The sequence below is a fragment of the Mesorhizobium sp. M0306 genome (genome assembly GCF_040321655.1).
In the GTDB taxonomy this organism is placed as follows: domain Bacteria; phylum Pseudomonadota; class Alphaproteobacteria; order Rhizobiales; family Rhizobiaceae; genus Mesorhizobium.
This window is the reverse complement of sequence record NZ_JAMYRY010000009.1, coordinates 91,555-113,881: the sequence shown is the minus strand read 5'-3', so window position 1 is coordinate 113,881 and position 22,327 is coordinate 91,555. Positions and strand designations below refer to the sequence as shown.

Below are 22,327 nucleotides of genomic sequence, written 5' to 3'. Positions count from 1 at the left end.
GATCCTGAAAGTACGAACGCCCCGATGATATCTCTTGCTGTCGACGAAACCATCGCCCGCGCCGTCGAGGTGCTCAGGGAAAACGACCAAGGCACCTACACCATACCGACCAAGGGCCTCTACCCGTTCCAATGGAACTGGGATTCCTGCCTGACCGCGCTCGGTCTTGCCCACTACGATGAGGCTCGGGCCTGGACCGAGATCGACACGCTGTTCGCCCACCAGTGGCCGGACGGCATGGTACCGCACATCGTCTTCCATGTCTGGAGCGATGGCTATTTCCCCGGGCCGGAGGTCTGGCGAACGGACCGCCCGACCGCCACGTCGGGCATCACCCAGCCGGCGGTCGCCGGCTTTGCCGTGCGCCGTCTGTTCGACCGGGCCAAGGACAAGACCCTGGCGGCCGAGCGCGCCCGTGCGCTGTTGCCGAAAATCGATGCCTGGCACCGCTGGTTCTACGAACATCGCGACCCGAATGGCGAAGGGCTGGTCGCCATAATCCACCCATGGGAGTCCGGCCGCGACAACTCGATCGACTGGGACGAGGCGTTGGAGCGCGTGCCGACCGAAGGCGTCGAGCCCTACACCCGCCGCGACATCCTGCACGCCGATCCGGCGCATCGTCCAACCGAGGCACAGTATGACCGCTATATCTGGCTGCTGCAGCATTTCCGCGGGCTTGGTTGGGACAACGCCCGGCTGCACGACGCCTCGCCATTCCAGGTCGTCGATCCCGGCTTCAACGCCATCCTGATCCGTTCCGCCGCCGATCTTGCCGATCTCGCCGAGGCACTTGGCGAAACCGAAATCGCCAAGGCCAACCGCGCCCGTGCCGAAAAGGGGCTTTCAGCAATAGAACGGCTGTGGAGCGACGCGCATGGCCAGTACATTTGTTTCGACCGAGTGGCCGGAAAGCACGTTGACAGCGCATCGGTCGGCGGCATTCTGCCGGTGTTTTCGGCCATTCCGGAAAGCCGGGCAGCGGCCATCGCTGCAACGATCGAGCGCATCGCTGGCAAAGCGCGTTACATCGTCCCCTCGCATGAGCTCGATGATCCCCGCTTCGATGCCAAGCGCTATTGGCGCGGCCCGGTCTGGCTGGTGGTCAACTACATGATCGCCGACGGCCTTGCTGCCGCCGGCCACAGCCAAATCGCACAACGGATCACGCAATCCAGTCTCGAGCTGATCGCCGAGAGCGGTTTTGCCGAATATTACGATCCCCTTAGCGGCGAGCCGCTCGGCGGCAGCCGCTTCACCTGGACCGCGGCAATGGTGATCGAGTTCCTGAAGGGCAGAGCCTGAACGCTTCCGCCTAGGCCGCCGGCTATCAAAGCCCGTTCTGTCTGCCGAATAACAGTCGACACCATTTGCGTCTGAGGCATGTCCTGGCCCGTCAAAACAGGGCCAAGGCATGCCGATCTTCACCATGCCAGAGCTATAATAATTCTTCACAAACCGCTATCTATACTGCGTCGGGGCGGGGAGAAACGCGGCTTGGAATTCGATCTGAAAACCATTGAGGCGCTTGCTCCCGATCAGGCGTCGCTGAGCGCCGCCTCCAAGCTCACCAAACGAACGAACTGGCCGCGGCTCGAAAAGCATGAGCAGCAGGCGCTCATCTGGGGCGAATGCCAGGGCTCCGGCTCCAATCCTTATCGAGTGGTGGTCGACACGGGCGATCACGGCTACAAATGCACCTGTCCCTCGCGCAAATTCCCATGCAAGCACACGCTGGCCCTGATGTGGATTGCTGCCACCGCGCCAGCCAGTTTTGCCGCTGCCAATACCACGCCGGAATGGGTGAATGACTGGCTTGGCCGACGCAGGAAGACAACGCCACAGCCGGCGCAACCGGTACCCGGCGCGGAAGCCAAGCGCATCGGCGAAGCCGCACAAGCAGACGAGAGCACCGCCGTTGAAGATATCGCGGCGCTGGAGCGTCGCGAGGCGGCGCAGCGCAAGCGGGCGGAAAGCACACGAGAAGCAGTGTCGGCTGGGCTCGATGAGCTTGACCAGTGGATTGCCGACCAGTTACGGCTCGGTCTGTCCGGGTTTGTCGACGCCAGCAGCGACCGTTGCCGGCGGATTGCTGCGCGGCTGGTCGATATGAAGGCAGCCGCGCTCGCCGGCCGTATCGACGAGATTCCGTCGCGGCTGATGGGGCTGCGCAGCGAGGAACGGTCTGATGCGGCAATCCGCGAGCTCGGCAAGCTCGTGCTGCTGGCAAAGGCGTGGCGGGCGGCGCCCGACGACCCCGAGCTGAAGCGCCTCGTATCGACGTCTGAACCCCGCGAACAGGTTCTCAGCAGTCCGGATGCAAGACAGGTTGAAAGCCTCTGGGAAGTTCTCGGCGAGAAGATCGAGAGCCGCCGCGATGGTCTGGTCAGCCATTCGACCTGGCTGCTCGATTTGAAGAGCGCCACCCCGCAATTTGCCGTGCTGCTCGACTTTTTCCCGGCTTCGGCCGGGCGCCGGTCCAACGCTTTTGCACCAGGCGACCGTTTCAATGCCCGACTGGTGTTTTATCCATCACGCATGCCGCTCCGCGCCCTGGTGGCGGAGCGCATGGGGGAAGTTGCGCCCGGCGCGTGGCCCGATTTTGCTTTTGGCACCGCGAAGGATCCGCTCGCCACGCATGCTTCCCATCAGGACGCCGCGCCCTGGATCGCCGATTGTCCCCTCATGCTGCCGCCCGGCGCTATCCTGCTCGACGATCGGGGCATGGCATGGTGGCAGGCGGAGGATGAACCGCAGGAGATCGCCTTGCCGATCGCCGGCGCGGTAGATCAAACCTTGCTCGGCCTCGACCTTGCGGCCACGGCAGCGCTCTGGAACGGCGCCCGGCTTGAGCTTCTGGCGGCGCAAAGCGAGTTTGGGAGGCTTGATCTGGCGTGAACGAAAGCGAGCAAACAGGCCTGGCGGCAATGCGCGATTGCTGGATCACCGGCGGTGCTACGTTCGATCTGGCTCCGGCCGGATGGAAGGCAATCGCCGGCAGTGCAAGTCCCGACGAACAGGAGCGCCGGCTCCTGGCAATCGCAGCACAAGCGCTCGACGTCGCGCTGCGGCCGGCCGCGCCGACGACACTCAATCGTCGTCCGCCGCTGCCCAGACTTGTCCTGCCCATTCTGCCGGCACGATTTCGCCCGTTGTTGAGAGCCGCTCTGAAGCACGCCGCCGACGCGAGGCGAAAGACACGCGTGGCGGCGCTCGTCGCCAGCCGCGGCTTTGTGCTCCATCCCATGGACTGGATGCCCTCGGATCAGACCTGTCCTGACGTCTACGCACCATGGGTAGACTGGCAAGCAAGCGTGGACGGGGAAAGACATGCCCCACGAGAGAAACTGACGGCGGAAAACTGGGATGAGTTCTATCCCGCCGCGCGACGCTTGGCCCTTGCCGATATGCGCCGTACCGACCCGACATCGGCTCGAATGTTGATCGAAGCCAAGGCGTCGGGCGAACCGGCGGAAGTCAGGCTTGCGCTGGTCGAGCTTATGCGCTTCGGCCTGAGTGCCGAGGACGCGCCTTTCCTGAAAAGCCTTTCCGTCGACAGGTCCGGCAAGGTGCGCGAACTGGCTGGCCGGCTGCTGGCAAGATTAGGAGAGCACGTTCGCCCGAGCGACGGTGGACCGGACGATCCCGTAGCCGAGCTCGCCGCCCTTATCACTGAAGGCAGATCGGGCTTCATCCGCCGCCGGACGATCTACACTCCGGCAAAACTAAAATCCCAAGCGCAGGAGCAACGCCGCGCCGAACTGTTCGAGATATGCAACCTCGTCGACCTTACCGAACGGTTCAACACTACGGAAGCCGAATTCATAGGAGGCTGGCAATTCGGCGCCGACAATAAAGCCGACATCCTGATCGCACGAATGGTCGCCGCCTCAGGGAGCGAAGCCGCCCTTACGCAGATGGCGGATACGCTTATCGCCGAAGGCGGCAAACCGGCACTGTTCGTGCTTCACCTCATTCCCCGCCTGGACAGCCGCAGAAAGCGTGTCCTCATCAGGCTGATCCTCAAGGAGACGACTTATCTTGGCATGATCAACCTGGCGGAAGGCATCGATGCCGACTGGTTGGAATGGGACGACCTGACGAATGGACAGGCGCTCGCCGCACTGCGTTCCGCCGCCGGCGGAAAAGACGACGCCGCGCGGCGGGGTCTCGACGATGTACTGGAGACGATCGGCTTCCTTGCCACCGCGACCACGGCAGCGAAATTGATCGACGACATGGCCGCGGCGGGCGTGCCGCCCGCGGCTCCTTCACTCGGGCTTCTACGTCTCAACACATCACTGGCGGGGCCTGGAACCAACACATGACCAATCCGGAGAACAGCAAAATGAACGCAGCCATCCGCCTCCCGGTCGAGCAGGCCTACGCTTCGGAATTGCAGGCGCTGGCGCGCGATGACGATCGGCAGAGGCCTGCCGGCTGGAGCCTGTCGCCACAGGCTGTGCTGACCTATCTGCCAGGCGGGAAGGCCGGTGACGGCACCTTGGTAACGCCAAAATATGTCGGTCGCCGCCGGTTGATGGAAACCGCGGTAGCGACGCTCGCCACCGACCGAGCACTCTTGCTGCTCGGCGTTCCCGGAACCGCCAAGTCCTGGGTGTCGGAACATCTTGCCGCCGCCATCATGGGCGACTCGACGCTGATCGTGCAGTGCACGGCCGGCACCGACGAGAACCAGATCCGCTATGGCTGGAACTATGCGCAGCTACTGGCAAAGGGCCCGAGCCAGGAAGCGTTGGTGCCGACGCCGCTCTACCGAGCCATGTAGAACGCCAAGCTCTGCCGGCTGGAGGAACTGACCCGCATGGGCTCGGACGTGCAGGACACGCTGATCACCGTGCTTTCCGAAAAGATGATGCCGATCCCGGAATTGAACACCTCGATCTACGCCCAGCGCGGCTTCAACATTATCGCCACGGCAAACAACCGCGACAAAGGTGTCAACGAGCTCTCCTCGGCGCTCAAGCGTCGCTTCAATGTCGTGGTGCTGCCATTGCCGGAAGACATGGCCGAAGAGGTGGCGATCGTCTCCAAACGGGTCGACGAGATGGCTGGCGGACTCGACCTGCCGGTGCCGAAAAACGTCGGCGAGGAGATCGCCCGTGTGCTGACCATCTTCCGCGAATTGCGCTCCGGCGCGACTGCCGACGGCAAGGTGACGCTGAAGACGCCTTCCGGCTCGCTGTCGACCGCAGAAGCGATCGCCACGATGGTTGGCGGGCTCAGCCAGGCGGCGTGGTTCGACAGTGGCAAGCTCGGCGCCGAAGGTCTCGCCGCCAGCCTTGTCGGCGCGATCGTGAAGGATCCGGTGCAGGACAAGGTGGTGCTGGAGGAATATCTGGAAACGGTGCTCAAGAAGCGGCCCGACTATGCCGGCTATTACGCGGCGCTGAACGCAGCGATCTGACGCCATGGGCCACGGCGACATTGCCTATTTCGGGATACGCCATCACGGGCCGGGTTCCGCCGACAGCCTGGTGCAGGCACTGCAGGATTTGAACCCGGTCGCCGTGCTGATCGAGGGGCCGATCGACGCCTCTGAGCTTCTGCCCATGCTGGCCCGCCCCGAAATGCAGCCGCCGGTGGCGCTCCTTTGCTATCCGGAGGAGGATCCGGCTTCGACAAGCTTCTGGCCTTTCGCCGAGTTCTCGCCCGAATACCAGGCGGTGCTTTGGGCTGTGGGCAATAAGGCGACGTTGCAGTTTATCGACCTGCCGTCATCGGCACGGTTCACCACTGCTGCGATCGGTGGCGCGGAGGACGCCGATGCGACCGAAGCTATCCAAGCCCCCGAGAATGGTGACGCGGCTCCGCTACCGCGTGATCCGATAGCCATGCTGGCGCACGCCGCCGGTTATGAGGATGGAGAAAGCTGGTGGTCGGACATCATTGAACAGAACCCGGAACCCGGCCCCATATTTGCCGCCATCGCCGATGCGATGACGACACTGCGGGATGGCGAGGGTCCGATCGCGCAGCTCGAAGCAAAACGCGAGGCGCATATGCGGCTCGAAATCGCCGCGGCGCGCAAGGAGTTCGACGGGCCGATCGCCGTCGTCTGCGGGGCATGGCATGTGCCGGCGCTGCAGACCACCCACACTCAAAAAAACGATCAGGTCTTGATCAAGGGAATTGCGCGGCGCAAGACCACAATGACATGGGCACCGTGGACGGGACCGCGCCTGGCGCTGGGATACGGCTATGGCGCGGGCGTCGTCGCACCGGGCTGGTGTAAGCATCTCTGGCGCACGCGCGGCCGGCGCGATGTGGCGACCCTGTGGCTTGCGACGATCGCCGCCGTGCTGCGGGCGAAGGGTCACCTGATCTCGACCGCCTCGCTGATCGAAGCGGAGCGGCTCGCCCGGACGCTTGCCGCCATTCGCGAGCGGCCGAAACCCGGGTTTGAGGAATTGCGCGACGCCGCGATTGCGGCCCTCTTCAACGGCGAAGCGTTGCTGTGGAGGCTGGTTGAGGCCGAGCTGCTTCTGGGTTCGGACGTCGGGGAAATTCCGCCCGACACACCGCTGGCGCCGCTGATCGAGGATCTCCAGCGTAACCAGAGGGCGGCGCGCCTGAAGCCTGAGGCGCTGAACGGGAACTGTCGGTCGACCTGCGAAGCGAAAGCGGGCTGTTCCGCTCGACATTGCTGCATCGGCTGAACGTGCTCGGTGTGCATTGGGGCAGACTGACCGATGCCGGTCGCAGCCGTGGCACCTTCCGCGAGCGGTGGACCCTAGCGTGGGAACCGGAATATGCCGTTCGTCTGGTCGAGAACCTGATTTACGGTCCGATCATCGAAAAGGCTGCCAACGGTCGCCTGATCCAGATGATCAATGCTGCGGCGACGCTCGATACGCTTGCGGGACTGGTCCAGAGCGCCATCACGGCAAACTTGTCGGAAGCATCTACTGCCGGCCTCACGGCGTTGGAGGCACGCGCGGCGCGCAGCAGTGAATGCCTGGAGATCCTGGCGTCGGTGCCGCCGCTCGCCGAAATCATCCGCTACGGCGAGGCCCGCAAAACGCAGACGGACCGGCTGTCCGGCCTCATGGAGCGGCTGATCGTCGAAGGTGCGATCGCGCTTCCCTATGCTGCGCGCGATCTGGACGAGCAGGCCGCCGCGACACTGGTTGGTGCGATGCGCAAGGCCAATGAGGCGATCAGGCTGGTCGAACCCGGCCAAGACGTACTGGATGGGTGGCGCAACGGGCTGGCGGTCGTGCTGGAGGCGTCACGGTCGACGGCGCTGCTGGCCGGGTGCGCCGCACACCTGCTGTATGAAGCCGGTCGCCTGTCCGCCGAAGCCGCTGCCGGGCTGCTCGGGCGACGCCTGTCACCGGGGACGCCTGTCACTGAAGCGGCCGGGTTCTTCGAAGGCTTCTTCAGCACAGCCGGTCAACGGCTGATTTATGACGAGGGTCTGCGCAGTGCGGTCGATGGGTGGCTCAGATCCCTGGACGAAGATGCTTTCATCGCGCACCTGCCGTTGCTGCGCCGCGTCTTTTCCAATCTGGACAGCATGGAACGCCGCCGGCTGATCGAAGCGGTCCTCGGCCGCGCCGCGCGCTTGCCGGCTGGCCTGACGCCGACGCCGGATGGCGGCGAGGCATGGCGCCGGCACCTGGGGCTGCTTGGATCATTGCTCAACGGAGAAACCGGCAATGGATGACGAGGCCGAAATGAACGAACCCGGCCCGCTCACTGCTGATGGCGGAAGGGAGCGCCGCTGGCGACTGGCGATCGGCGCCGATGACGAAACGTCTGGGGCACTTTCCAGCGACGACAAACGGCTTTCGGCGGCACTCGACGCTCTCTACGGCGACGGCGTTAGCGCCGCTTCTGCCGACCCGCGCAAGCGGCGTGGCGGCCTTGGCCGGTCGGCGCCGCGCGTCGCGCAATGGATGGGCGACATCCGCTCCTTCTTTCCGGCGCAGGTCGTCCAGATCGTCCAGAAGGACGCCTTCGAACGGCTGGACCTGAAGCAGATGCTGATGGAACCGGAATTCCTCAAGGCGATCGAGGCGGACGTCAATCTCGTCGCCGACCTGATTTCGCTGCGCTCGGTCATGCCGGCCAAGACCAAGGACATTGCCCGGACGATCATTGCCGATATCGTCGCCAAGCTGATGCAGAAGCTGGAGCAGAAGACCGCCGAGGCGATACGCGGCGCGCTCGATCGATCGAGACGAACCAACCGCCCGCGTGCACGCGATATCGACTGGCAGCGCACTATTTCGGCGAACCTTCGCCACTATCAACCCGAGCACAAGACCATCGTGCCGGAGAAACTGGTCGGCTTCATGCGCAAGCAGCGCCGGCTTGTCGATCTGGATGAGGTCGTTCTCTGCGTCGACCAGTCCGGCTCGATGGCAAGCTCGGTGGTCTACGCCTCGATCTTCGCGGCGGTGATGGCCTCGCTGCCGGTTGTGCGCACGAAGCTTGTCTGCTTCGATACGGCGATCGTCGACCTGACCGAAGAGCTCAGCGATCCCGTCGAGGTGCTGTTCGGCGTGCAACTTGGCGGCGGCACCGACATCAATCAGGCGGTCGCCTATTGCGCCGACCGTATCGAACGGCCCACCAAGTCGCATCTGGTGCTGATCACCGACCTCTATGAAGGCGGTGATGGCCAGGAACTGCTGAGGCGACTGGCAGCGCTGGTTCGATCCGGCGTAAATGTCGTCGTGCTTCTGGCGCTGACTGATCAGGGCCGGCCCGGCTACGATCCCACAATGGCAGGCTCGGTAGCAGCCGTTGGTATTCCCGTCTTCGCCTGCACGCCGGATCTGTTTCCGGACATGATGGCTGCGGCCTTGCGCCGTGCGGATATCGGAGTATGGGCGGCGACCGCCGATATCAAGCTGGTCCGCGCCGAGGCGGAGGCGTCACCAACTGCCATAGTTTGACAAAACGCGGTCCCCGCCTATGGTCGACCTGTTACAGGAGCGGCGCATGGCGACAGCAACTGACTGTATTTTTGGCGGGTTTTCCGCACTTTTTCTTTCCAGCGAAATTCGCGTCAAGCCGCTCCTGCAATCCTCGCCGGTCTTCGCGTGCGTCGCATCGCTATCTGCGCGCCAATAGCATCCGTGAGCGCCCTCTCCTCGCGAACCGCCGAGCTTCTCTCGCGACTTGAGGGTCGGCTGGACCGGTCGGCGATCGTCTCGGCCGATGAGGCCGGGCCGCGTTACAGGGAAGACCCCGACGGCAAGACCGGTGCGCGGCCGGAGGTCGTGCTGCGACCGCGCACTGCCGGCGAGGTGTCGGACATACTGCGCCTCTGCAATGAGGCGGGGCAGAGGCTTGTGATCCAGGGTGGCCGGACCGGGCTCGCCGGCGGCGCTCGCATCCAACCCGGCGAAGCTGTGCTGTCGCTGGAGCGCATGACTTCCGTTGAAGCTCTCGACCGCGAGGCGGCGACCATCATCGCCGAGGCCGGCGCGCCGCTGCAAACGGTGCAGGACGCCGCCGATGAGGCCGGCTTGCTGTTCGGCGTCGACATCGGAGCGCGCGGCACGGCCACGGTCGGCGGCAATGTCGCCACCAATGCCGGCGGCATGCGCGTGCTGCGCTACGGTATGTACCGGGCCCAGGTGTTTGGCCTGGAAGCGGTGCTTGCCGACGGCAGTATCCTGACCTCGCTCAAGGGTTTGGCGAAGGACAACTCCGGCTACGACCTCAGCCAATTGTTCATCGGCAGCGAGGGCACGCTCGGCGTGGTCACGCGCGCATGCCTGCGGCTGCATCCGAAGCCAGCCACCGAGATCAACGCCTTCTGCGCGCTTGCTTCGCTGGACGCAGCGATCACGTTGCTGGCGCTGCTCAGGCGGAAGCTCGGGCCCTTGCTGTCGGCCTATGAGGTGAATTTCGCACCGCTCTATGGCGCCATGATCGCCGGAATGGAGGCGCCGGCGCCGCTGCCCGCCGGCTCGCCCGTCTATGTGCTTGCCGAGATACAGGGCAGCGAGCCCGATCGCGACGGCGAACGTTTTGCCGCGGTGCTGATGCAGGCGGTTGAAGATGGCGTGATCGACGATGTGGTCGTCTCGCAATCGCCGCGCGAATTCCGGGCGCTCTGGGCGGTGCGAGAAGAGGCCAACCGTTTCCTGTTTTCGATCGCGGGCCTGATTGGCGTCGATGTCAGCATCCCGCTGGCGAAAATGGGGACTTTCCTGCGCGAAACAGAAGCCGCCATCAAGGCCATCGACTGGGGCGCCGACATCTACGTCTTCGGCCATCTCGGCGACGGCAATCTGCATTATCAGGTCCGCACCGTGGATCCGGCGGCCGCATACAGCGTCGTCTACCGCGGTGTCGCCGGCGCTGGCGGTGGCGTTTCGGCCGAACATGGCATCGGCCTCGACAAGAAGGAATGGCTGCATCTGGTGCGCAGCGATGCAGAGATCGCGGCTATGCGCCGCTTGAAAGCAGCCTTCGACCCGAACAACATCCTCAATGCCGGGCGCATCTTCGACCTCGCGCCGGGCTGAAATCGAAGGCCGGTAGCGCTGGCGGGGTGCTGCCTCTATCTGGTCGCGCTCTTCAATTCCGCATGCGCCACCGCGATGCGGGCGGCGAGCGCGGCGTTGTTGCGGACCAGCGCGATGTTGGCCCTCAGGCTGCGGCCTTGCGAAAGCTCGTTGATGCGGGCGAGCAGAAACGGCGTTAGTTCCTTGCGCCCGATGCCGCGCTTCTCTGCCTCAGCCACGGCCGCTGCGATTGTGCCGTCGATGAACGCCGGATCGAGCGCGTCCGCTTCGGGGATTGGGTTGGCGACGAGAATGCCGGTGCCGGATTCCATCTCATCATGCAGCAGCATCGCTCGCGCGATCTCGTCGGGCGTGTCGAGGCGATGATCGGCCTTGAGCCCGCTGGAGCGGGTGTAGAAGGCCGGAAAATCGTCGCTCCGGTATGCGATAACCGGTACGCGCTGGGTCTCCAGGTATTCCAGCGTCTTCGCAATATCGAGGATCGACTTAACTCCGGCGCAGACGACGGTCGTGCCGGTCTGGCCGAGTTCGGTCAGGTCTGCGGAGATATCGAAAGTGGCTTCGGCGCCGCGATGCACGCCGCCGACACCGCCGGTCGCAAAAATGCCGATGCCGGCTAAAGCGGCGATCCGCATCGTCGCCGAGACGGTGGTTCCGGCCGAGCCACCACGCACCATTATGGCGGCGAGATCGCGCCCGGAAGCCTTGACCACGCCCTTTGCCGCTGCCAGCTCTTCCAGTTCACGGTCATCGAGGCCAACCTTAATCTTGCCGGCGACTACCGCGATCGTGGCGGGCACGGCGCCGTTTTCACGCACCACCGTCTCGACACCACGGGCAGTTTCCAGATTGGCCGGATAGGGCATGCCATGGGTGATGATAGTCGATTCCAGTGCCACCACCGCGCGGCCTTCATCAAGCGCGGCAGCGACTTCGTCGTTCAAGTGGACAAGGGAAGGTTTCATATCATCTCGCTTTCAGGCAGGAATGCGGTACATGCCGGCGGCAAGGAAGCGCGGCGACAGATCAGGATGGACGCTGGATTCGCTCTCGGTAGTCAGCGTGGCAAGCAGCGCGCCGGTGCGCACGGCATGAGCGAGCGGCTCACCCGAAAGCACCTTGTACAGAGTGCCGGCGATCATCGCGTCACCGGCGCCGGTGATGTCGACGGGCTGGGCCGGGACGGAGTGCATGGTCGTCACACCGCTCTCGGTCGCAACGGCAAATCCATGCGCGCCTACGGTCACGATCACCTCGCCAGCGCCGGCCGCGCGCAGCGCTGCCGCTGCCTCCTCCGGCGTCAGCCGCTTGTCGGCATCCGTCATGCCGAGCATCGTACTGGCCTCGTCATGGTTGGTGAACAGAAGGTCGATGCCGGTCAGGTCCTTCGGCAGCCGCGCTGATTTCGGCGACGAGACCGTGTCGACGGCGAGCTTGAAGCGCGCGCCCTGCTTGCGCGAGATCAGTGCTGCGAGGGTCGCAGCCGGCAGATTGCAGTCGATGAACACCCATGTCGCTGAAGCCAGATGCGGCCAGAAGCGGTCGAGATAGGACGACGAAAACAGATCGAAGATCTCCATGTCGGCAATGCCGAGCACGAGATCATTGTTGCGGTTGAGGATGGCCGCATATTCGGCCGTCGGCCGTTCCGTGGTGGTGATGACCTGACTGACATCGGCGCCAAGATCGCGCAGGTGCCGCACCAGCGAGCGGCCGGTTTCATCGTCGCCGACGATCGAGACGAAGCTTATGTCGACGCCGAGGCGTGCAAGGTTTTCGGCGACGTTGCGGGCAACCCCGCCGAAGCTGCGATAGCCGTCGACCGGGTTCGACGTCTCGAAAATCAGATCCTTCTTGGCGTGGTATTTGCGGTCGAGCACCGCGCCGCCGACGCAGACCATGCGCTTGGACGTCGGCAAGACGTAACCACGGCCGAGAATGTAGCCCTTGTTGACGAGTTGCACGATGTGGGCCGCGACCGTCGAGCGGGCGATCCCGAGCACCGTTGCTATGTCCTGCTGACCGGCGAATGGGTTCGCCGCAATGAGGTCGAGAACCGCTTGTTCCTGTGCTCCAAGGTCGTCCATTGTTTTATCCGCCCGTCAAATTCAAGGCTTTCAATATTCAGACAACAGATGCTGTTGTCAACATTTGTTTGTTCCGCCGCATTGGCCACCGGCGCCCGCCAGCGGACTCCGTGGCCGCCTGACGAGGAGAGCGGTTGCGACGCATTGAAGAAAGGTACTTCACCAAAGAGGGCGAAACTTGCTCTTGGCGGCGTGCAGGACCAGGGGAGGACTGAGTGCCTTTACGCGAAACTGCGAAGGCCGCTAAGCCTTCAGCACCGAGACGGCCAGTTCGCTGTTGTGGACGTATTCGTTGGCGTCAGGCTGCTTCTGCACGAGCAGGATGAACAGCAGGTCGGTTAGCGTCAGTTGTGCATCACGCGCGGTTATCGATGAGGAGCGCGCGCGCTCTTCATCGGCGATCGTGTGGAGGCGAATGTCGGCAACCCGGCTCAGCGGATTGTCGCGAAGTCCGGTGACGGCGATAACGGTGGTGCGACGTTTGCGGGCAAGTTCAGCTATCCGCAGGGTTTCGATGCTCGCCCCGGAATAGGAGAGCGCGAACAGCACGTCACCTCGTCCAAGCGTCGAGACATTGGCCATTTGCACATGGCTGTCGCTGTCGTGCAGCACGTTGCGGCCGAGCTTCATCAGCTTGTAGGAAAAATCGCGCGCCACTAGCGAGGATGCGCCGACGCCGGCCAAATGAATGCGGCGCGCACCGTTCAACGCTTCCAGGGCCTTGCCGATTTCCTGCTCGGTGTTGGCCGCGACGGTCTGTTGCATCGACAAAAGCTTGCTGCCGATCAGCTTGCGCAGGATGACCAGATAGCTGTCGCCGACCTCGATCGAACCGTGGATCATGCCGGCCGGCACGTGCCATTCCTGCGACTTGGCCTCGCTGACGGCGAGCTTAAGCTCCTGATAGCTGGCATAGCCGAGCTTCTGGCTGAACTTGACGACGCTCGACTGGCTGCGGCCGATCTCGGCGGCAAGCCCCGCCGTCGATAGGCGGAGCATCTGGTCGGGATTATCGACGATATACCGCCCGATCTCGCGGTCGCCGGGCGCCATGACTTCGAGCTTGGCCTCGATCTTCTTCAGGACGGACATGCGTTCCCCCGTTGCCTGTCATCGACAATGCAAAGCCAAGGAATAAATTATTCCGTCTCTGATTGACAGCCAAGAATGAACCATCAAATCTCGACCGGTGCGGTTTCGGCCCAGCCTTCGGCATGTCGACGATTCGGCCATGAAAGATCGTAGACTCGGCGACAGCTCGGGATTAGGTCAGAGCCATGGACAAATTGCGGATCGTCGGCGGGCACAGGCTTGAGGGCGCGGTGACGATCTCCGGCGCCAAGAACGCGGCCTTGCCGCAAATAGCGGCGGCGTTGCTCAGCCCCTATTCGCTGCAGCTGACCAACCTGCCTGACGTGACCGATGTCGAGAACATGCTTGGCGTCGTCAGGCTCCACGGCGCCGAGATCACCCGATCGGCGCATGCTGCCACGATCGCCACGAGCGCTGCCGTGTCCAAGGAAACCACGTACGATACAGTCAGGCGCATGCGCGCGACGGTGCTGGTTCTCGGCCCACTGCTTGCCCGCTTCGGCCATGCCCGGGTCTCGCTGCCTGGCGGCTGCGCGATCGGCGCACGGCCGGTCGACATGCATGTCGCCGCACTTGCCGCACTTGGCGCCGATATCGCGATCGAAAACGGACTGATCGTCGCGTCTGCGCCGAGCGGACTGAAAGGCGCGCGCATCGTCTTGAGTTCACCGTCGGTCGGCGCGACCGAAACTGCGATGATGGCGGCGACGACTGCAAACGGCGAGACCGAGATATTCAACGCGGCCCGCGAGCCGGAGGTGGCCGATCTTGCCGCCTGCCTGAACGCCATGGGCGCGCGGATCGAGGGCGCCGGCACGCACCGCATCCTGATCGAGGGCAGCACCGACTGGCGCGCCGCCACGCACGACATCATCCCGGACCGGATAGAGGCCGGCACCTATGCCGTCGCAGCGGCTATCACCGGCGGTCAGCTTGAGCTGACCCATGCCCGGCTCGAGCACATGGCATCCGTCGTCCAGCTGCTCGAAGCAGCCGGCGTGAAAATATGGCCAGGCGACCGCGGGCTGATCGTATCGAGAGACGGGCCACTCAAAGCCGTCGATGTGACGACGGAGCCCTATCCGGGCTTTCCGACCGATCTCCAGGCGCAGTTCATGGCGTTGATGTGCTGTGCCGAGGGCGCTTCGCTGTTGCGCGAGACTATCTTCGAGAACCGCTTTATGCATGTGCCCGAACTGATGCGGCTCGGCGCCAACATCAAGCTGCAAGGCACCATGGCGCTCGTGCGCGGAGGCGAGAAGCTGAAGGGCGCGCAAGTGATGGCGACCGACCTGCGCGCCTCCGTCTCGCTCGTGCTGGCAGCGCTGGTGTCCGAGGGCGAGACGACGATCAACCGTGTGTACCACCTCGACCGTGGCTATGAGCAACTGGACCGCAAGCTCCAGCTGTGTGGCGCCCAGATCGAGCGGATAAGTGGATGAGTTCCGGCGCGGCGTCTCCGCATTATTTCCTGGGCGTCGATGGCGGCGGAACCGGCTGCCGGGCGCGTATCGAAGACGAAGCAGGAATCGTGCTCGGGCAAGGGCTGTCGGGCCCGGCGACAACGCGGCTCGGTATAGAGGCGGCCTGGGCCTCCGTTGCCAAGGCCTTTGGCGCGGCTATCGAAGAAGCAGGGTTCGCGGCGGCGGAAATCGCCGGGATCCGCGCCGGCGTCGGTCTTGCCGGCATCGGCCGTAAGGGTGCGCTTGAGGCGTTTCGCGGCATTGGACATCCCTTTGCGAGCATCGACTTCGTCAGCGACGGCGTCGCGGCTTGCCTTGGCGCGCATTCGGGTCAAGACGGCGCCATCGTCATAGCCGGGACCGGTTCGATCGGGCTCGGCTTTGTCGAAGGGCGCGACCTGCGCGTCGGCGGCTACGGTTTTCCGATTTCCGACGAGGGCAGCGGCGCTGATCTCGGACTGAAGGCAGTGCAGCTTGCCTTGCGAGCCCATGACGGCCGGCATGAGCGGACGGCGCTGCTGGCCGAGGTGATGCAGCGCTTCAAGGACGATCCGTTCGAGGCGGTGGCCTGGATGGACCGCGCCAGCGCGACGGACTATGCCGCCATGGCGCCCATGGTGATCCGCCATGCCGACCAGGGCGATCCGGCCGGTCGGCGGATCGTGCAGGGCGCTGCCGAGCAGATCGACACGTTCGTGCGGGTGCTGTTCGAAAAAGGCGCGCCGCGGGTTACGCTGCTCGGAGGTTTGTCCAGCCCGCTTGAGCCATGGCTCGCTCCCGACGTCCGCCGACGGCTGAAGCCGGCCGACGGCGATGCGGTTTCGGGAGCCATAATCCTGGCCAGAAAATCGCTCTGCCGCCAGTGATGCCTTGCGCGGCAAGGAATATAATATTCCTGCTTTCCGTTGACAGAGGGAATATCGAATTCTAAAAAGTTAACGAAACAGAACCGGCACGGCCGGTACGGAGCCGACGGCCAGGTGCAGGCACTGGACGCCGCTTGCCGCGGGCATCACAGTCCTGCTCGCAGTCGCACTTGAAAGTAAGCGAAGTGGTCGAACAAGGGTTGATGTCGGAGCTGGAGCGGCTGGTTTCCGAGGACCGGAACCCGAAGACGATGGACATCGATCTGTTGCCGACCCTCGAGGTGCTGCGCAAGATCAATGACGAGGACAAAGGCGTTGCGGCAGCCGTCGAGAAGGTCATCCCCGATATTGCTGCGGCCGTGGACCGGATCGTGAGTGCGTTCCAGAAGGGGGCACGTCTTGTCTATATGGGCGCCGGCACCAGCGGCCGGCTCGGCGTCCTCGACGCCTCGGAATGTCCGCCGACCTTCGGCGTACCCGAGGACATGGTGGTGGGCCTGATCGCCGGCGGCGTCGACGCGCTGATGCACTCTGCGGAAGGCGCCGAGGACGATCCGAAACAGGGAATAAAGGCGCTGCAGGACATCAAGCTGACCGCCGGCGACGTGGTGGTTGGCATCGCTGTCAGCGGACGCACACCCTATGTCATCGGCGGCTTGACCTATGCCAAGGAGGTGGGAGCCACCACCGTGGCGCTGTCCTGCAATCCTCGATCGACCATTGCCGGCATTGCCGATATTGCCATCTCTCCGGTGGTTGGCCCGGAGGTTCTCACCGGCTCGACCCGGCTGAAATCGGGAACCGCGCAAAAGCTGGTGCTCAACATGCTGTCTACCGCCAGCATGATCCGCATCGGCAAGAGCTATCAGAACCTGATGGTTGACCTCAATCCGAGCAACAAGAAGCTTGTCGCCAGGGCGATCAGGATCGTGATGCAGACGACCGGCTGCGCGGCGCAGCAGGCACGACAGGCACTCGATCAGACCGGCAATGATGTAAAACTGGCAATCCTGGTGACGATCACCGGCGTGGGCGTCGAAGAAGCACGTAAGGCGCTTGCCAACGCGGGAGGTTTCCTGCGCAAGGCGATAGGCGAAAAGACGGTGTAAGACCGCATGGATACTGGGCCGATGTTCCGGGGCGTGTGTCCCTTTGAAGCGGTCCGGCGAACTGCAAGGCATCAGGTTAACGATAATGGGAGACGACAATGGTACGGCACATTGGCAAGAAACTGCTTTCCGGCATGACGCTCGCGGCAATGATTGGAATCGCCGCGCTACCGGTGCGGGCGAGCGCGGCGACGCTGCATATGGCGTGGTCGCAGGACGCCACGGGTCTTGATCCGCACAAGCAGACGGCATTCTCCTCACTGCGGCTGCTGGAGCTGATCTATGAGCCACTGGTGCGGCTCGACGCAAACCTGCAAATCACGCCCGCGATTGCCGATTCTTGGCAGTTCTCGCCGGACGGCAAGGAGCTGAGCTTCAAGCTCAATCCGAAAGCAAAATTCCAGAACGGCGCCGCCGTGACCTCGGCCGACGTCAAGGCATCGTTCGAGCGCATACTCGACGAGAAGACGGGTGCTGCCGCCCGCGCCAACTTTCTCTCGATCGCCAGCATCGACACGCCCGATCCAGCCACCGTCGTGTTCCACCTCTCGCAGCCGGACGTGCCGATCCTGACGGCGATGAGCGACGTCAATGCGGCGATCGTCCCGGCAAGCGAAATCACGGCCGGCTCGATCGGCACGACGACGGTCGGCTCGGGTCCGTTCAAGCTCGAGAAATGGGATCCGAATTCCAAGGAAGTGCTTGTCGCCAACAAGGATTGGGCGGGCGGCGCGACTGGTGTCGACGGCATCGAGATCAGCGTGCTGCCGGACGAGACGGCGATCCTGGCCGCGATGCGCACCAAGCAGATCGATTTTGCCCTGCTCAACGATCCGCTTGTCGCCACGCTGGTGCCCAAGGAAGCCAGCCTGCAGTTGAACCGCGTGCCGGTGCTTGCCTATCACGTGCTGCAGCTCAATCCTTCCCGCAAGCCGATGACCGAACTCAAGGTGCGTCAGGCGATTTCCTGCGCCATCGACCGGCAGGAAGTGCTGGACACCGCCTCGCTCGGCGAAGGCAAGATCACCGGCCCGCTGACCATCCCGGCGCTGGCGACCGATCCGAACCAGTTGTTCTGCTATAAGCGCGACATTGGGAAGGCCAAGCGGTTGATGGCCGAAGCCGGCTATGCCAACGGCTTTTCGGCGACCGTGATCGGCGCCACCGGCGAGCCGCCGACGGCAGCGGCGGAAGCCCAGGTCATCCAGTCGCAACTCGCAGAAATCGGCGTGAAGCTCGATATCAGGATGATGGAGCTCAACGTCTACGTCGACGCCTGGCTGAAGGGCGATTTCGACATGGCCGTCGCGCTGAACGGCGGCAGGGCCGATCCCTACACTATGTACAACCGCTACTGGACCAAGACCGGCAATCTGCAGAAGGTGGCGAACTATATCGACGATACGCTGGACAGCCTTATGCAGAAGGGCCGCACCGAGACCGACCCGGCAGCACGCAAAGCGATCTTCGCCGACTTCGAGAAGCACATCACTGAGATGTCGCCCTGGATCTGGCTCTACACGTCCTACAGCTACACGGCACAGCAGAAGAATATCGCAGGATTCGAACCGGTGCCGACAGGTTCGCTGTTCAGCCTCGCCAAGGTGACGATCCAGTAGCTGCTTCGATGCCGGACGAGAGGACATTCTTCGCGTGAACTATCTGATGCGGCGACTGGCGACCTTCCCTCTCGTCCTGCTTGGCGTGTCCATCGTGGTGTTCCTGGCGATCCGGATGGTTCCGGGCGATTCGATCACGGCAATGCTGGGGACCGAAGCCGGCCTGCTGACGCCGCAGCAGCGCGATGCGCTTGCAGCTTATTTCGGCATCGACCAGCCCTGGTTCATCCAGTACTGGCGCTGGCTGCTTGGTCTTTTCCAAGGTAACCTCGGCATTTCGTCCACCTATGGCAGGCCGGTGCTCGACGTCATCCTCGAGCGTTTCCCGCTAACGTTGGAGCTCGCCCTGCTGTCGATGGTCATCGCCCTGGTTGTCGGCATGCCGGCCGGGATCTTTGCCGCCACTCATAATGAAAAGCTGTCCGACCTCGGCGTGCGCGTTGTCGCAATGATCGGGCAGTCGACGCCGAACTTTGTCCTTGCCCTGCTGATCATCTACACGCTGTCGGCGGGGTTTGGCGTTTTGCCGGCGATGGGTGAGTTTTCGCCGCTGTGGCAGGATCCGCTGCGCAATCTCGGCCAGCTGTTGCTGCCCGCCGTGACGCTCGGCTTTGCCTTCGCGGCTTCGGTGACCCGTATATCGCGTTCGGCGATGCTCGATGTGCTCAGCGACGATTATGTCAGGACGGCGCGCAGCAAGGGCGTTTCGGCGCGCGACGTCATCTGGCGGCATGCTTTGCCCAACGCGCTCATCCCGGTCGTGACGCTGAGCGGCATAGAGTTCGGCTATCTCCTGGGCGGAGCAGTCATCGTCGAGCAGATCTATGCACTGCCCGGTCTCGGCCGCATGGTGCTGGATGCCATCCTGCAGCGCGACTACGCGCTGGTGCAGGGAAGCGTGCTGTTCATCGCCTTCAACTTCATGATCGTCAATCTCCTCGTCGACCTCGCCTATGTCGCGCTCGACCCGCGTATTCGGCTAAGCGAGCACTGATGGCGACATTGCGGGCTATACTTGCGCACACCAGCGGCCGCATCGGCGGTGCCATCGTTGCGCTTTATCTGCTGCTTGCCATGCTTGGCATGCTGGGACTGACGCCGGACAATCCGCTGACGCAGCACCGGGTCGAGCGGCTGCATGCGCCTGACGGCACCTACTGGATGGGCACGGACCTGTTCGGCCGCGATGTAGCAAGTCGGCTGATGACCGGGATCGGCCAGTCCTTCATCGTGGCCTTCTTTTCGGTCGCCTTCGCGACACTGGCCGGCACCGTGCTCGGGCTGGCGGCAGCCTGGTTCGGGCGCCGCTGGGACGGCCTGGTGATGCGCATCATGGACGTTCTGCTGGCGTTCCCGGCGATCCTGCTGGCGCTGCTGATCGTCGCGGTTGCGGGACCGGGAATCTCGACCAGCGTCATTGCCATCGCCATCGTCTACACGCCGATCTTCACGCGCGTCGTGCGAGGTCCGGCTCTGTCGCTCAAGGCGCGCGAGTTCGTCGACGCGGCCCGCACGTTCGGCAGCAGTGCGGGCTATATCGTAACACGGCATCTGCTGCTCAATCTGGTGGCGCCACTGACGGTTCAGGTGACGCTGGCGCTGGCCTGGGCACTGCTGACCGAAGCCGGCTTAAGCTTCCTCGGGCTCGGCACGCAGCCGCCCGCTGCGTCGCTCGGCCTGATGCTGAGCGACAGCCGCAATCTGATGGAGACAGCTCCCTGGCTGATGATCTTCCCGGGGGTAGCGATCATGATCAGCATCCTCGGTTTCAACCTGCTCGGCGATGCGTTGCGCGATGTCCTCGACCCGAAGATGCGGAGATCGATCGCATGATCCCGCTGCTGTCCGTCAGCGGATTGCGCGTCGGCTTCGGCCGCAACCCGAAAGCCAATGAGGTCGTGCGCGGCGTCAGCTTCGAGCTCGCCGATGGCGAAACGCTGGCTATCGTCGGCGAAAGCGGTTCGGGCAAGTCGGTCACCGCGCTGTCGATCAATCGCCTCGTCGATTATGGCGGCGGCCGCATCACCGCGGGCTCGATCAAGCTGAGACGGGCCGACAACAGCATTTTCGACCTGACCGCCGCGGCCGAGCCGCAACTGACGAAGATCCGCGGCGGCGAAATCGGCATGATCTTCCAGGAGCCGATGAGCTCGCTCAATCCGGTGCTGACCATCGGCAGGCAGATCGAGGAATCGTTTCGCCTGCATCGCGGCCTGACCGGTCGGCAAGCGACGGCGGCGGCCAAGGACGCGCTCGACCGCGTGCGTATTCCCGACGCTGCACGGCGGCTGAAATACACGCCCAACCAGCTTTCGGGCGGCATGCTGCAGCGGGTGATGATCGCCATGGCGCTCGCGTGCAACCCGCGCCTGCTCATTGCCGACGAGCCAACGACGGCGCTGGATGTTACGGTGCAGGCGCAGATCATGGCGCTGCTCGCCGAGTTGAAGCAGGAAACCGGGATGTCGATGATCTTCATCACCCACGACATCGGTCTGGTTGCGGGCATCGCCGACAAGATCATGGTGATGCAAAGCGGAGAAGCTGTCGAGCAGGGCGCGCTGAACCAGATATTGGACGATCCGCAGCATCCCTATACGCGGCATCTGCTGCATGCGGTGCCGCATTTCGCCGGCGGCAGTGCGACACGCAGGGACGCGCAACGCGAAAAGCAAAAAGCTGCCGAGCCGGCGCTGAAGGTCGATGGCCTCGTAGTGCGATTTCCGGTCAAGGCTGGGTTTTTCAGCCGTGTCACCGGTGCCGTGCACGCAGTGGACGGTGTGGATTTCGAGCTGATGCCGGGCGAGACATTGGCGGTCGTCGGCGAGAGCGGTTCCGGAAAGTCCACCACCGCCCGCGCGATTCTGGGGCTGGTGCGCTCGACGCGCGGCACAATCTCGGCCAGCGCGCGCAAGGCCGCCGCCGGGCAGAGCGCCCTTCCCGTGCAGATGGTGTTCCAGAATCCCTATGGCTCGCTCAATCCCAGACTCACCATCGAAAGCATCCTCGCAGAGCCGGTGATCGCCACCGGCGGACGGATAACTGCTGAAACGCGGGCGAAAATGGCCGCGCTGTTGAAACGCGTCGGCCTTCCGGAAAACAGCCTGCAGCGCTATCCGCACGAATTCTCCGGCGGCCAGCGGCAACGCCTGTGCATCGCTCGCGCGCTGATGCTCAATCCTTCGGTTGTCGTCCTCGACGAAGCGGTTTCGGCGCTCGATGTGTCGGTGCAGACCAGGGTGCTGGAGCTCTTGATCGAGCTGCAGCGTGAATTCGGGCTGGCCTATCTGTTCATCTCGCATGACATGGCTGTCGTCGAGCGGATCGCCCATCGCATCGCGGTCATCTATGCCGGCCAGATCGTCGAGATCGGCGATGCCAGATCGGTGCTCTCGGAGCCGAAGCACTCCTATACCAAACAGCTTATCGCGGCCGTTCCCTCCATAGACCGGCGGCATGAACGTTTCGAGCTGGACACGCGCCAGGTCCCCTCGCTTGTACGGCCGCTGGGATTTGAGCCGGGCCCGGCCAATTGGCAGCAATTCGGGCCGGATCATAGAGCACGGTTGGACGTGTGATG

At 63.7% G+C, this 22,327-nt stretch carries 15 protein-coding genes and 2 pseudogenes; 14 read left to right on the top strand and 3 right to left on the bottom strand.

What is annotated here, in order from left to right:
• Positions 1 to 24 precede the first annotated feature (24 nt).
• The 7 genes and pseudogenes from NKI95_RS15765 to NKI95_RS15735 all read left to right on the top strand — a co-directional run bounded on the left by NKI95_RS15765 (position 25) and on the right by NKI95_RS15735 (position 10,511).
• Complete coding sequence (locus NKI95_RS15765) at positions 25 to 1,305, top strand: amylo-alpha-1,6-glucosidase (RefSeq protein WP_352717851.1); 1,281 nt, start codon at positions 25 to 27, stop codon at positions 1,303 to 1,305.
• 192 nt (positions 1,306 to 1,497) lie between these two features.
• On the top strand, positions 1,498 to 2,898 hold the full coding sequence (locus NKI95_RS15760; protein ID WP_352717850.1) for an SWIM zinc finger family protein: 1,401 nt from the start codon (positions 1,498 to 1,500) through the stop codon (positions 2,896 to 2,898).
• Positions 2,895 to 4,328 carry a DUF5691 domain-containing protein gene (locus NKI95_RS15755; RefSeq protein WP_352717848.1) on the top strand — a complete coding sequence of 478 codons (1,434 nt, stop codon included), beginning with the start codon at positions 2,895 to 2,897 and terminating at the stop codon, positions 4,326 to 4,328. Before NKI95_RS15760 ends, NKI95_RS15755 begins: the two co-directional genes overlap by 4 nt.
• A gap of 20 nt (positions 4,329 to 4,348) precedes the next feature.
• Positions 4,349 to 5,428, top strand: a pseudogene (locus NKI95_RS15750) (ATP-binding protein).
• Between the two features lie 4 nt (positions 5,429 to 5,432).
• Positions 5,433 to 7,690: pseudogene (locus NKI95_RS15745) on the top strand (DUF5682 family protein).
• A complete protein-coding gene (locus NKI95_RS15740) occupies positions 7,683 to 8,927 on the top strand; it encodes a VWA domain-containing protein (protein WP_352717847.1) in 1,245 nt (414 codons plus the stop codon). The pseudogene NKI95_RS15745 and the gene NKI95_RS15740 overlap by 8 nt, the downstream one beginning before the upstream one ends.
• Before the next feature lie 183 nt (positions 8,928 to 9,110).
• Positions 9,111 to 10,511, top strand: coding sequence for an FAD-binding oxidoreductase (locus NKI95_RS15735; RefSeq protein ID WP_502909166.1), 1,401 nt, complete (start codon positions 9,111 to 9,113; stop codon positions 10,509 to 10,511).
• 35 nt (positions 10,512 to 10,546) lie between these two features.
• Here NKI95_RS15735 and NKI95_RS15730 read toward each other — a convergent pair whose 3' ends face one another.
• The 3 genes from NKI95_RS15730 to NKI95_RS15720 all read right to left on the bottom strand — a co-directional run bounded on the left by NKI95_RS15730 (position 10,547) and on the right by NKI95_RS15720 (position 13,690).
• On the bottom strand, positions 10,547 to 11,476 hold the full coding sequence (locus NKI95_RS15730; protein WP_352717845.1) for a pseudouridine-5'-phosphate glycosidase: 930 nt from the start codon (positions 11,474 to 11,476) through the stop codon (positions 10,547 to 10,549).
• Between the two features lie 12 nt (positions 11,477 to 11,488).
• Positions 11,489 to 12,598, bottom strand: coding sequence for a carbohydrate kinase (locus NKI95_RS15725; RefSeq protein ID WP_352717844.1), 1,110 nt, complete (start codon positions 12,596 to 12,598; stop codon positions 11,489 to 11,491).
• Positions 12,599 to 12,841: 243 nt separating this feature from the next.
• A complete protein-coding gene (locus tag NKI95_RS15720) occupies positions 12,842 to 13,690 on the bottom strand; it encodes a MurR/RpiR family transcriptional regulator (protein WP_352717842.1) in 849 nt (282 codons plus the stop codon).
• A 185-nt stretch (positions 13,691 to 13,875) separates the two neighbouring features.
• On the opposite strand from NKI95_RS15720, the gene murA reads away from it, so the two are divergent.
• The 7 genes from murA (at position 13,876) to NKI95_RS15685 (ending at position 22,325) form a co-directional block, all read left to right on the top strand.
• Positions 13,876 to 15,132 (top strand): UDP-N-acetylglucosamine 1-carboxyvinyltransferase, encoded by a 1,257-nt coding sequence (murA, locus tag NKI95_RS15715; protein WP_352717840.1) that lies wholly within the window; start codon positions 13,876 to 13,878, stop codon positions 15,130 to 15,132.
• Entirely contained in the window at positions 15,129 to 16,019 is an 891-nt protein-coding gene (locus NKI95_RS15710) for a glucosamine kinase nucleotide-binding domain-containing protein (RefSeq protein ID WP_352717838.1), read from the top strand. The genes murA and NKI95_RS15710 overlap by 4 nt, the downstream gene beginning before the upstream one ends.
• A gap of 185 nt (positions 16,020 to 16,204) precedes the next feature.
• Positions 16,205 to 17,128, top strand: a complete 924-nt coding sequence (gene murQ, locus NKI95_RS15705; protein ID WP_352718000.1) for an N-acetylmuramic acid 6-phosphate etherase — start codon at positions 16,205 to 16,207, stop codon at positions 17,126 to 17,128.
• A gap of 98 nt (positions 17,129 to 17,226) precedes the next feature.
• Entirely contained in the window at positions 17,227 to 18,747 is a 1,521-nt protein-coding gene (locus tag NKI95_RS15700) for an ABC transporter substrate-binding protein (protein ID WP_352717836.1), read from the top strand.
• Positions 18,748 to 18,781: 34 nt separating this feature from the next.
• Complete coding sequence (locus NKI95_RS15695) at positions 18,782 to 19,741, top strand: ABC transporter permease (RefSeq protein WP_352717834.1); 960 nt, start codon at positions 18,782 to 18,784, stop codon at positions 19,739 to 19,741.
• Positions 19,741 to 20,580, top strand: a complete 840-nt coding sequence (locus tag NKI95_RS15690; protein ID WP_352717833.1) for an ABC transporter permease — start codon at positions 19,741 to 19,743, stop codon at positions 20,578 to 20,580. The genes NKI95_RS15695 and NKI95_RS15690 overlap by 1 nt, the downstream gene beginning before the upstream one ends.
• Entirely contained in the window at positions 20,577 to 22,325 is a 1,749-nt protein-coding gene (locus NKI95_RS15685) for an ABC transporter ATP-binding protein (RefSeq protein ID WP_352717831.1), read from the top strand. Before NKI95_RS15690 ends, NKI95_RS15685 begins: the two co-directional genes overlap by 4 nt.
• Positions 22,326 to 22,327 lie beyond the last annotated feature (2 nt).